This is a genomic window from Pseudomonas sp. Pse79 (assembly GCF_024519615.1).
In the GTDB taxonomy this organism is placed as follows: domain Bacteria; phylum Pseudomonadota; class Gammaproteobacteria; order Pseudomonadales; family Pseudomonadaceae; genus Aquipseudomonas; species Aquipseudomonas veronii.
This window is the reverse complement of record NZ_JALJRR010000015.1, coordinates 115,604-126,499: the sequence shown is the minus strand read 5'-3', so window position 1 is coordinate 126,499 and position 10,896 is coordinate 115,604. Positions and strand designations below refer to the sequence as shown.

The window sequence follows — 10,896 nt, the reverse complement described above, 5'->3', positions numbered from 1 at the left end:
CGCCATCGGGGGCAAGTCGAATCGTCGCACCGCCCTTCCCACTTTGATGGATGAACACAGTCAAAATGTGGGAGGGGGCTTGCCCCCGATAGCAGTGGATCAGTCAGCTTATGTGTAGCTGACCCACCGCAATCGGGGGCAAGCCCCCTCCCACATTCGTTATGTGTGGTTCAACGAGGTTGCACACACTCCAGCGCCCGATCCACCACTCCCTTCGCCATTTCCACCAAATGCATCACCGCCCGTTGCTGCGCGTTCATCGCCTCACCCGGCAAGTGCGCAGTTTTCACCGCGCAATGCAGCAAGTCCGCCGCATGGGCGAGGGCATCTTCTAGGCTCAGGTTGTCATTCAGGATGAAGGTGGGTGCATCCGGGGCGGACGCTTTGAGGTAGTAGTCGATGGCGCGGCGGTTGAGCAGGGCGTCTTCGCTCAAGAAGTCTGGTGGATCGGGGGTGACTTTGACCATGGTGTAATTCCTCTGAAGTAAGAGGCCGTCACCGTTCGCTTGCACGCGAATGAGGGTGGCAGCTGTACGCAGGTGTGCAAGACCGGGGCAAAGGAAACCCGGCAGACCCCGAAGGTCTCCAGCGCACAGCCGCCATAACAGATAAACGCCGACCACTAAAAACCAGGCGTTGAGATGTAGGGCGCTAGCGCACCTTTGCGAACCGGACTTGCACGTCCGATCATCGATGATTCGATGACGAGGCGAGACTAGCTACCTGATCCGAGGGGCGCAAGGCCGTGGAATTCTCTAGGAAACGTCCCGCAAATGAAAGGGATTGGTCTTGCTTGCCACTAAAACATCAGTTCTTTGTGGAGGCTTTTAGCGGTCTTCTGAAACGTCAGTAGGCTAAGCGCTACTGCTTCGTCGGACCTTTCTGGTTTTTCCCGCCAACCACCAATCGCCCTTTGCTGAAACTTACTATCCGCCTGTCATTTACGTACAGGGACTACGGCATGCAGGAAAGCGATCTTCATACAGCAATCATGCGAAGCAAGTTTGAGCTCGAAAGCAAGGGCATCGATTTCGGCTCAACTTCAAGCATGGCGTTTCATATGGGAAACACAATGACAAGCTGCCCGGCAGTCATGGCTTTGCCTAATTCGCCTGGCTGGACCCATGGCGCCAGTTATCAGTTACTCAAGCCCATTCATGCGGAATCCTCGGTGCCGAGCACTACTTTTGACGAACTCTGGAAGTGTACAAAGCAACACTACGGCTTGACGGCCGCAACGGTTCTCACTGGTGCGGCGGGCATACCGATAAGCAAAATTGCCGTGGGCACTTGGGTTCAAGTCGGCTCCAGCAAAACGACGAACCTGGCTAGCCTCATCGGAATGCGCTTCTTCCCTCGTACATTGATCAGGCAGCCAACCGTGGCCAGAATGGCGAAAGCAACATTTGGAACTGTCAGGGTATTTGGCATTATCGGGCGAGGCATTCCCTTCGTGGCTGCGGGGTTGGCTGTCTTTGATCTAATCAGTATTGGTAAGTGTGCCTACGAGGCAAGAAATGGAAAGTAATCTGACCCGAGCCGAGATCAGCGAAAAGGTCATTCAACTGTTCGTCGATATCATCGGCTTCATCGACCGCAGCCAGGTGACGGAACAAACGGATTTCATCCATGACTTCAAGATCATCGATGACGATTTGACTTGCTTTGTCATGCAGATCAAGTGGCAATTCAAACTGCGCGCGACGCAGGCAGATTGGGATCACATCACCACCCTTGAGCAAATTGTCGACTTGATCGTTCAGCGTTCAAATCTGCAGTGCGGCCTCTGACGCCATCGGGGGCAAGTCGAATCGTCGCACCGCCCTTCCCACTTTGATGGATGAACACAGTCAAAATGTGGGAGGGGGCTTGCCCCCGATAGCAGTGGATCAGTCAGCTTATGTGTAGCTGACCCACCGCAATCGGGGGCAAGCCCCCTCCCACATTTTGAACGGCGTTGTTCTATCAGAACCCGCGATGCTTCTTCAAATGCTCATTGATCTTCGCCGCCGGGACTTTCTGCAAGGTACACAGCAGGTCGTGGGACAGCTCGCGCAAGCCATGGGTCCGTCGCAGTTGCTCGGCCAGGTGCGCCGTCAGGTTAGCCGCCATCTCCGCATCGGCCATGGCCCGGTGAGCCTGGCCGGTGTGGGGCAGTTGGGCATAGCTGTTGAGGGTGCCGAGTTTATGGTTGGGTGCAGCAGGCATGAGGCGGCGGGCCAATAGCAGCGAGCAGGCGAATTTTTGCAGGCGGGTGCGGCGGATCAGGCCCAGTTCGAAGTCCCAGAACTTCTGGTCGAACGCGGCGTTGTGCGCCAGCAGCGGTGTGGTGCCGACGAACTCGTTGACTTCGTTCATCACCCGCTCGGCCGGCGGCGCGCTGCGCAGCATGGCGTTGCTGATGCCGGTGAGCTGTTCGATAAAGCCCGGCACGCGCACGCCGGCGTTCATCAGGCTCTGGTAGCGGTCCACGATCTGGCCACGTTCGAGGATGACCACCGCGATTTCCGTGGCCCGGCAGTGGCTGCTCGGGGTGATGCCGGTGGTTTCAAAGTCGATGACCGCTATACGTTCCAAACCTGTTCCAACTCCGTCTAAGCATTTATCTATTGAACCGCAGCGCTTATTTGAGCAGCAACGCGCCTTCGATCGGCACGTAGCGGCTGGCGGCGCGTATCAGTGAGTTGGCCGTCAGCCCCGGCACGCCATAGGCCACGGCGTCGACGCCATGCTTGTGGATGATGCGGTCGAGCAGCATGTCGAAATCACCGTCGCCGGAAGCCAACACCACTTCGTCGACGTTAGCGGCGGCGTCCATGATGTCGATGGTGATACCCACGTCCCAGTCGCCCTTGGCCGAGCCGTCGCTGCGCTGGATGTAGGGTTTGAGCTTCACGGTAAAGCCCAGGTTGCGCAGGATCTGCTGGAATTGCTGCTGCTTGCTGTCACCACGGTCGATGGCATAGGCATACGCCTCGACGATCTGCCCGCGCGAGCTGATGTCAGCCCACAGGGCGGCGTAGTTGAAGTGGCAGCCATACGCCTGGCGCACGGTGTAGTAGAGGTTTTGTACATCGGCGAACACTGCAATTTTCTTCACCGCACTTCCCCATGACTGCCGCTTGGACCCCGGACGCGAAGGTCCGCAAAGGTTGCCAGTATGCCAGCCACGGGAAAGTTTCCGGGAAAAATCAGCCCGGGGCGGCAAAGCGCCCCGGCCTGGATGCGTCAGACGAAGGAATCGTCGTCGTCGAAGGAGGACGAGTTGTCGGAATAATCACTGTCCGCGAAGCTGTCGGAATTGTTGCTGCCCCAGTTGTCATTGCCCGCAAACTTCTGGTCATCGTTGCCCCAGTTGCTGTTGTCACTGGCAGGCGCGGGCACTTCACGGATGATTTCTTCCACCACTTGCGGCTGTTGCGAGTTGTGGTTGAACAGGCTGCTGATACCTTCCGCCAGCATCACACCACCGGCCACACCCGCTGCGGTTTTCAGGGCGCCACCGAGAAAGCCACTGCCGATGGGGGCGGCGGCGGGTTGTTGCGGCTGTTGGTAATTCTGCTGTGGGGCAGCGTAGTTTTGTTGCGGCGCAGGCTGTCCGAAAGACGGCCGAGCCGGTTCACGCCAACCGCCGCCGGATGAGGCCGGAGCGCTCTGTGGCGGTTGCGCGTCACGGGAACCGCCGCCGAAAATGCTCGACAGAAAGCCACCGCTGCTCGGCGCCGGTTGTGCCGCCTGGGACTTGGCCCGCTGCAGCTCGTCCTGCAATTGCTGGATCTGTTGCGCCTGCTGCTTGTTCTGCGCGTCGAGGTTCTTGAGCGCGTGTTCCTGCACCAGGATTGACTGGGTCATGTAGTACCCGGCCGCCGGTTGGCGCGTCATATGCTCCTTGATCCGCGCTTCGGCCTGCGCGTCGCGGGGGGCTGAGTCCGTTTCGGCCTGTTGCAGCCGTGAAAACAGTCCATCGATCAGGGTTTGCTCTTCGCTGTTCATGGCGACCTCGTTAGATTGCCGGTAGAAATCATGGTCCGGCCTGTGATCAGGCTCGGTCCTGCTAGTTATGGGGGTGTTACCAGTTGTTTCAATGGTCTTTACTCAAGGTTTACGTTTGCTTGCTCACGGCACCTATCGGTTAAAGTGTGCCCCTGCTTTTTTTCGGCCTGTGATGACTCTGATGAATCCGTTAGATGTGCTGCGCGACTCCCTCCGTTTCACCCAGCGCAACCTGGGCGCCATCGTCCAGCTGTGCCTGCCGCTGGTGATCCTCGAAGCCCTGCTGCAACAGGTGCTCGACCACACGCTCGGCCCGGATGCCTTCCCCGGCTACAGCGTGGTGGTGGGGTTGCTGGTGTATCCGCTGTACACCGGGGCGCTGATCCTGTTTCTCGACGCCCGCACCCGTGGCGAATCGCCGCGCACCAAGGATGTGTGGGCCATGGCCCTGACGCTGTGGCCGCGCTTCGCCCTGCTGACGGCGATGAGCACCCTGCTGATACTGCTCGGGCTGTCGCTGTATTTCCTGCCGGGCCTGTGGCTGATGGTGGTGCTGGCGTTCGCCGAATACCTGCTGGTGCTGCGCGGCATGCCTGCACTGGCGGCGATGAAGGAAAGTTTGCGCCTGACCCGCGGGCATTTCTGGCGAATCCTGGTGTGCCTGCTGTGCGTAATGACGCCACTGTGGCTGCTCAAAGGCGCCAGCATGGCGGCGTATCCCGAGCCCGCGCCGTTGCTGGGCGTGCTGATCGACAGCGCGCACAGCTTCCTGCAGCTGTTTACCAGTGTGGTGCTGTTCCGTTTATTTATGCTGATCGGTGGCGACGCCGACGTGCGGTGATATGCTCCGTGTCACCCCTGACACGCTATAAGCCGAGCCGATGACCCGTTTATTGCGCCTCACCTTGCTGGGCCTGCTGATCATCGCGGGCCTGCTGACGGCCCTGATCTACAGCCTGACCTGGCGCCCCGCCGACAAGCAAACCCTGCCCGTGAGCTGCATCGCGCCCCGTGCGCCGACCCTGCTGCCCGGGCAGGCGCTCAAGGTGATGACCTGGAACGTGCAGTACCTGGCCGGCAAGAACTACGTGTTCTGGTACGACACCGCCGACGGCAGCGGCCCGGACGACCGCCCCACCGTCGAAGACATGGCCTTCAGCCTCGACGAAGTGGCCCGGGTGATTCGCGACGAACAGCCCGACATCCTGCTGTTGCAGGAACTCGACGAAGGCGCCAAGCCGTCCCACTACCAGGATCAGGTGGCGCTGCTGCAAGAGCGGCTCGTCGATCTCTACCCCTGCAGCGCCCAGGCCTTCGACTGGAAAGCCGACTTTATCCCCAACCTGCATATTTTCGGCAGCGTCGGCCGCAAGCTGGTGACCCTGAGCCGCTACCAGATCGAACACGCCGAACGCCTGCAACTGCCCGTACCGCCCGCGGATTTCATCAGCCGTCAGTTCCAACCCAAACCGGCGTTGCTGCTGACCTATCTGCCCTTGAGCGACGGCGGCCAACTGGCGGTGCTCAACACTCGCCTGGAAGGCGACGCACCCGGGCGCAGTGCGGTGCAAGCACAAGTCCAGGCCACGGTAAAACTGCTGGATAAGTTCGAAAGCCGCGGTACGCCGTGGTTGATCGGCGGGGATTTCAATTTGCTGCCGCTGGGGCAATTCCTGCGCCTGGATGCCGGTAAACGCGGGCAGTATTCACCGGACAGCGAACTGCATCTGCTGTGGGACAAATACCCGATGATCCCGAGCAACAGCGAATCCACCGGGATTGATCGTGAGCAGTGGCTGACGCACTTTCCGAATGACCCGAGCCTGGACGGACCGGATCGCACCGTCGATTACCTGTTCTACAGCTCGCGGATCAAGCGTGTAGAAGCCAAGGTGCGCCAGGCGGATACGTTGCGCATTTCCAACCATTTGCCGGTCATCGCCCGCTTCCTGCTGCCCGCCGCGCAATAACCGCCCCTCCCACATTTGAATCGCGGTCACGCTTACTTGCGGGGTTTGATTCGGGCGGTGGCCTCGGCCACCAACGGGTCATCCGGCCAGTAATGGGTTGTATCACCTATCGTTAGACCACATTGACAGGCGATCAGCCCATCAAAATGGATGGTCTCAGAGTAAACCGTCCGAAAGTCCATTGACTGTCAATAATCGCCATAGAGATTGACGAACTCTGCCAACACCAAAGCCAACATTGACACCATCTGCAGAGCAGCGACTTTGCTCGCAGGGCATACATTGACAGTTTTTACGATGATCTGAACCTAACGAAGCTTATTGATTCTGTTGCTTGAGGCAGCTGAGGCCCGTGTGCTAGCAATGCTGTTCACTCAGGCTGCCGAGAGGTTTTTGCTTTCGGTTCTTCGGTGAAACCCAAGAAAAACGCCGCGTTCCTATTTGGGGTAAGCGGCGTTTTCCTTAAGTTAACAGCATTGCCGTGTGCTCGTGCCTTCTCATATCAATTTGTATTTTCGCTAGATAGCTTATCCAGTTTCTTTTTAAGTAAGTCCTTGGCTATGGGGCCAAGCGCTTCTGTCAATGCCTTCATTTCAGCTGTCGCATGGTCTGCGCCAGACAATGTTCCAGATTCAGAAACTGCAAACTTTACGTATACAAGCGTAGTATCGGGAGTGATAAAAGGCGTCGGCTTAGTTAATGAGGGGCTTGCTATAGTTGTTGATGTGTTGATTTTATTATTGATGGGAGTTTGGTTGAGTTGCTTGCCTTCGTTAACTGTAATATTACCTACAGTTAATGTTGTACTTCCACCCTCCGCGATTTCTCCTGTTGATTTCTGATAGGTCTGAGTCATCGCGATAGCAAGTGAGATTTTCCCTTGGGCATCGCTAAAGCAATGAGATTCGCACTTTGTTAGAGCCATGCTTTGCTTGGAAAATACATATACTGGTGAAAGCTGGAAGGCATCATTACCAAACCGTGTAACTCTAAGGAGAACAGCCATTTGTACTTGCTCTATATTGATTTCAGTATTTTTGTCTTTTGAATCGCTGGGCTGATAGCGAATCAACGCAATGCACGTTGTTTTTTTGATGTCTTTAGTGTTGGTAACCCAGTCACTTGTCCAAATTTTGTTTGCGTCATTTTTTATGGATTCTATTTTGTCTGTTATGGCTTTATTTGTTGAGTCGATTACTACTCCGCCAATGGCGCCAAGCACACTTGCTACCGCTATTGGCATACCTGCGGGAACGAGCGGGGTGGGTTTGTTGGTGCAAATCTTACTATCATAATCCGCCCCAAAAAATGATGGAGCCTCATTTTCGTATGGCACTGCTATCGTTCTGTCATATGTGAAATCCGAAGGGTTGACCTTCGGACCGAACATTATGCCTAATGAATTGCAGCCACAAAGTAATAAAACGGATGCAGCGGCAAGTATGATTCTGAACATTTTTACCTTCCTGGCTAGCTGCCTGTTATGTTGTTTTAGGGTTTACATCCAACCTTTAGGTGTGACTCCTGCATGTTTAGGGAAGAGACTCAGGGAGCGATGATCTGATTGCAGTGTGCGAGCGCACTCGCATTAGAGCTATAGCAGCTTTTGGCAGCTGCAACATAGCTTGTTGAAAATAGTTCATTTTAAAAGCAGAAAACCTTCATTATCTAATTGTTTTTATTAGACAAATTAAATTTTATTAGTAACCCCTTGAAAAAACGCTTGCTTTGTCTATTGTTTTTCTGAGTTCGTTTGTTTTTTTACTCTGGTCTTCTCGGCATGGCTTTGTGAAGTTTCGGTAAGAGCGTTTAGTTTTGATGATAAAGGAGGCTTAAATGCGTAATGAGATCACTGCAGCCTTAGGAGGGACATTTCTTCTATTGTGCACTTCAATTCAAGCGACTTCTGAGAGCGCTCCTGATGAACCTCGTATTTCTGAGGGGTACGATGAGCGTACTTTGTATTTTTACACTGAGGGTGGGGCCGAAGGCGGAGGAAATACCCAAAGTCAAGCAGTGGCGGGAGCACGTCAATGGGACCCAAACCGCAAGTTGAAGGTTTGTATGTTTGGGGGGAATAAAGTTATAGCTTCCTTGATACGCCAAGCTGCCGGCAAGTGGAACGGCCTATCTAGCGTGAACTTTGATTTTGGTCCTGAGCCGCAAGGATACAACTGCTTGTCTCCTTCAGGTGGATTTTATCAAATTAGAGTAGGGTTTGGTGGGAGGGGATATTGGTCTTTTATAGGTAATGATAGTGAATCGCGGGCGGAGGTTTTGGCTCCATCTATGAATTTAGAGGGGTTCAACACAAAATATTCAGAGCCTCGTTTCACTATTTTAGATGTGTATTCTAAGGCTAAGGACTATGATAAAAGTGTAATTGTGCATGAGTTCGGACATGCGCTTGCGCTGCTTCATGAGGCTCAGAATAAAAACATGAACTGTAGGGCTGAGATAAGATGGACGGGCAAAAACAATGTTTATGATTACTATGCCAAGCCTCCTAACAATTGGGGGCGGGAGCAAGTAGAAAGGAATATCGGGTTTGCAACAAATATCGATCCTGATTTTATATCAGGAAAGCCGGACTCAAAATCTCCAATGATGTATATGTTGCCTAAGGAAATATTAACAAGGGGGGCTGATAGCAAGTGTTATCTGACCGCTCCTAACATTGAAATCTCTGACGGTGACAAAGAAATTCTTGCTCAAGTTTACCCATTGAAGTCTGAAGCGGAAATGGTTGTATATGCTCAGTCTGAAAACTCTAAAGTTCGGACTTCTTCGGCAGATATGAGTTTGAGTGAGAGTAAGGATCTTCGAGAAAGGCTGATTGTTGACTTGGAGTCTGATGATATTCTTGTAAGACGGGACGCTCGTGTTAGGCTGGGTGGTCTTTTGCAGAGTTCTAATTCAGCAGATGATTTAAAGGAATTAGTTTCTAAAATGGCTGGAGCGTCTTATCGTTATCAATTGGGTGTAGCTGTGGCAATTGCGAACGCTCCTCGGAAAGTAAATATGAGCGAAGAGGTTAGAAAGGTGCTGGTCGACAGGGAGCAATTAGTAGATGATTCCACACTAAAAAATAGTCTTCGTGCAGCCTTGGATAAAGATAAAGTACTTTTGCCGCCTGCGGTTAACGTGCATAAATGATTGGATCGCGGTAGGAATGGCAGTTGCCTGCCGCCCCCCGCACAGACCCTTACGTGCAAAATTACCGCATACGGCTGCTGCCTTGGGTTTTGACGCCGAAGCGGGCTATGGGTGTTGCCGCTGACCGAAAACTGACCCACCGCCGGATCCAAAAGCGCGATTTGGCTTCAGTTAGGACAGTAGGCCTCTGCCCTCGAAAGCGCTGTCGGGATCTGCCTAGCGCTGAGCAACATTGTCTCTGAGCGCCACATAAGCTTCCACGACACTCTCAAACCGACCTTCTATAATTTTTGACTGCTGCTGCGCAGTAAAGGCTAATTGAGCACTGATGTGACTCTCTTCAAGGGAGGTGTTAACCCTACTTTCAAGTCCTGAGAGAAGTGCTGAAGATCATGGACCACTGTATGGCTGCCTGAACCAGCTTTATCACTGCATCGTCAAAAGGCTCAGCTATCTTCGAGGGTACAAGGTCAATGAATTTTCTCAACTCAAGTCGCTCCGACAACAGAAAATCTCGCCACTCCATTAAATACCGTACACCTCCTTAAGTGAAACTCCGAGTTCAAGGTCACGCTCCATAACATTGTAAAAGTCTTGATAATCATTCAATACGAGCTTGGCCGCATTAAAAGTAGGCAAGATGTAATGCTTATACGATACTGCTCGATGCCACTTGCGTTCATTTAGCAGAGCAATGAAGCTGTCGATTAGACGGAGAACTTCAATGCCTCGCCATGGCGAAAATCATTACTTATTCCAAATTTGAATAATCCAGCTCCACCAACATATTTCTAAGTTGCTCCAGACTTCCTTGCGAAGCTTTTCTCAGTTCAAAAAAATATTTAGCTTAGACTCACACTTATTCACAATTAGCAAAGTTGTTATCTCATTCTCCACATGGTTTTTTGAAAAACCCTCATCCCACTTTATAAGATTTTTATTTACAAGAGATGAAATCACCAGACGTTCCCTCTCGCAAAACTCCACGACAACTTCGCTTTCTTCCAAATATAGACAAGTGTAGGATCCCACTTGGGTATGCGCCTTCCAAATCAAGTCACAAAGTAATATTCTTTGCTCTACGTTCAGCTTAGATACCTCATGGACCAATGCCTTTACATCGTCGATGTATTGCTCTACTTGATCGAGATCTATTTCCGAATCGAGCTGAGCCTGTTTTAAAAGTTTCCTAATCGAGCCAAGCCGAACAATCTGCCCCCATTACCTTTAATTACTTAGACCAGCGGCTTGAATATTTCCCCACCAATGAACAAGCTATTTACTTTAGAAATCTCCCCCTCATCATCCAGAGAATGTATCAGAGCATTAAATGTTTTTATTGTTAGCACCGTGCAACTTGTGCCAAGCTCGCCAAAAGTTTCACTTATTTTAGGCGCCATCTTATCCGAAATAATAAAAAACTTAAGCTCATCAAAGTCTTTTGACATCTAAAGCCGATCAAAATTCCTCATTGTGTCTTTCAGCTTTTTAACACTATTAGTTAATGCCACTTGGCAGGCCACTCTGGCGCCTTTGTCGCTCAAATCAATTGCAGGATATGTCGAGGAGATCCCGCTAGCCAGCTCAAAGCTTAACCCGTAGTACAAGTTTAAAAGTCGCTTAACAAACCGCTCAAGCTCTACATTAACATCAGTTTTTCCAGCTGAATTACTTATGCTTACATTAGCCACAATATAAGCCAAGCATTTTTCAATATTTTTAAGTTCTTTTCCAGTCTTGATAATCATATTATCATTATTAAAGTTGACATGTATTT

At 52.3% G+C, this 10,896-nt stretch carries 12 protein-coding genes; 5 read left to right on the top strand and 7 right to left on the bottom strand.

The genetic code is table 11. From position 1 onward, the window contains the following. Positions 1 to 170 precede the first annotated feature (170 nt). Positions 171 to 467, bottom strand: a complete 297-nt coding sequence (locus NR164_RS19690) for a DUF6124 family protein (RefSeq protein ID WP_017848305.1) — start codon at positions 465 to 467, stop codon at positions 171 to 173. A 494-nt stretch (positions 468 to 961) separates the two neighbouring features. Here NR164_RS19690 and NR164_RS19685 point away from each other — a divergent pair, with 494 nt between their 5' ends. Together NR164_RS19685 and NR164_RS19680 are read left to right on the top strand one after the other, a co-directional pair. After that, positions 962 to 1,528, top strand: coding sequence for a hypothetical protein (locus tag NR164_RS19685; RefSeq protein WP_046381958.1), 567 nt, complete (start codon positions 962 to 964; stop codon positions 1,526 to 1,528). Beyond that, positions 1,518 to 1,790, top strand: a complete 273-nt coding sequence (locus tag NR164_RS19680; protein ID WP_017848306.1) for an acyl carrier protein — start codon at positions 1,518 to 1,520, stop codon at positions 1,788 to 1,790. The genes NR164_RS19685 and NR164_RS19680 overlap by 11 nt, the downstream gene beginning before the upstream one ends. 175 nt (positions 1,791 to 1,965) lie before the next feature. Here NR164_RS19680 and NR164_RS19675 read toward each other — a convergent pair whose 3' ends face one another. The 3 genes from NR164_RS19675 to NR164_RS19665 form a co-directional block, all read right to left on the bottom strand. After that, positions 1,966 to 2,577: a PolC-type DNA polymerase III gene (locus NR164_RS19675; RefSeq protein ID WP_017848307.1), complete on the bottom strand. Its 612-nt coding sequence runs from the start codon at positions 2,575 to 2,577 to the stop codon at positions 1,966 to 1,968. 46 nt (positions 2,578 to 2,623) lie between these two features. After that, positions 2,624 to 3,100 (bottom strand): NYN domain-containing protein, encoded by a 477-nt coding sequence (locus NR164_RS19670; RefSeq protein ID WP_128191689.1) that lies wholly within the window; start codon positions 3,098 to 3,100, stop codon positions 2,624 to 2,626. Between the two features lie 128 nt (positions 3,101 to 3,228). Next, positions 3,229 to 3,993 (bottom strand): DUF2076 domain-containing protein, encoded by a 765-nt coding sequence (locus NR164_RS19665; RefSeq protein ID WP_017848309.1) that lies wholly within the window; start codon positions 3,991 to 3,993, stop codon positions 3,229 to 3,231. A 181-nt stretch (positions 3,994 to 4,174) separates the two neighbouring features. On the opposite strand from NR164_RS19665, the gene NR164_RS19660 reads away from it, so the two are divergent. After that, entirely contained in the window at positions 4,175 to 4,834 is a 660-nt protein-coding gene (locus NR164_RS19660) for a YciC family protein (RefSeq protein WP_046381956.1), read from the top strand. Between the two features lie 40 nt (positions 4,835 to 4,874). Further along, positions 4,875 to 5,963 carry an endonuclease/exonuclease/phosphatase family protein gene (locus NR164_RS19655; RefSeq protein ID WP_017848311.1) on the top strand — a complete coding sequence of 363 codons (1,089 nt, stop codon included), beginning with the start codon at positions 4,875 to 4,877 and terminating at the stop codon, positions 5,961 to 5,963. Between the two features lie 502 nt (positions 5,964 to 6,465). Here NR164_RS19655 and NR164_RS19650 read toward each other — a convergent pair. Then, positions 6,466 to 7,419 (bottom strand): hypothetical protein, encoded by a 954-nt coding sequence (locus NR164_RS19650; RefSeq protein WP_256823144.1) that lies wholly within the window; start codon positions 7,417 to 7,419, stop codon positions 6,466 to 6,468. Between the two features lie 380 nt (positions 7,420 to 7,799). On the opposite strand from NR164_RS19650, the gene NR164_RS19645 reads away from it, so the two are divergent. After that, positions 7,800 to 9,119, top strand: a complete 1,320-nt coding sequence (locus NR164_RS19645) for a hypothetical protein (protein WP_256823143.1) — start codon at positions 7,800 to 7,802, stop codon at positions 9,117 to 9,119. 1,235 nt (positions 9,120 to 10,354) lie between these two features. Here the strand turns inward: NR164_RS19645 and NR164_RS19640 are convergent. Together NR164_RS19640 and NR164_RS19635 are read right to left on the bottom strand one after the other, a co-directional pair. After that, a complete protein-coding gene (locus tag NR164_RS19640) occupies positions 10,355 to 10,567 on the bottom strand; it encodes a hypothetical protein (protein ID WP_256823142.1) in 213 nt (70 codons plus the stop codon). After that, positions 10,568 to 10,867 carry an SMEK domain-containing protein gene (locus NR164_RS19635; protein ID WP_256823141.1) on the bottom strand — a complete coding sequence of 100 codons (300 nt, stop codon included), beginning with the start codon at positions 10,865 to 10,867 and terminating at the stop codon, positions 10,568 to 10,570. Positions 10,868 to 10,896 lie beyond the last annotated feature (29 nt).

Bases quoted from the DNA above. Each gene is read 5' to 3' on its own strand.
- NR164_RS19690 (WP_017848305.1), bottom strand. From the start codon at position 467: ATGGTCAAAGTCACCCCCGATCCACCAGACTTCTTGAGCGAAGACGCC.
- NR164_RS19685 (WP_046381958.1), top strand. From the start codon at position 962: ATGCAGGAAAGCGATCTTCATACAGCAATCATGCGAAGCAAGTTTGAG.
- NR164_RS19680 (WP_017848306.1), top strand. From the start codon at position 1,518: ATGGAAAGTAATCTGACCCGAGCCGAGATCAGCGAAAAGGTCATTCAA.
- NR164_RS19665 (WP_017848309.1), bottom strand. From the start codon at position 3,993: ATGAACAGCGAAGAGCAAACCCTGATCGATGGACTGTTTTCACGGCTG.
- NR164_RS19660 (WP_046381956.1), top strand. From the start codon at position 4,175: ATGAATCCGTTAGATGTGCTGCGCGACTCCCTCCGTTTCACCCAGCGC.
- NR164_RS19655 (WP_017848311.1), top strand. From the start codon at position 4,875: ATGACCCGTTTATTGCGCCTCACCTTGCTGGGCCTGCTGATCATCGCG.
- NR164_RS19650 (WP_256823144.1), bottom strand. From the start codon at position 7,419: ATGTTCAGAATCATACTTGCCGCTGCATCCGTTTTATTACTTTGTGGC.
- NR164_RS19645 (WP_256823143.1), top strand. From the start codon at position 7,800: ATGCGTAATGAGATCACTGCAGCCTTAGGAGGGACATTTCTTCTATTG.
- NR164_RS19640 (WP_256823142.1), bottom strand. From the start codon at position 10,567: ATGTCAAAAGACTTTGATGAGCTTAAGTTTTTTATTATTTCGGATAAG.
- NR164_RS19635 (WP_256823141.1), bottom strand. From the start codon at position 10,867: ATGATTATCAAGACTGGAAAAGAACTTAAAAATATTGAAAAATGCTTG.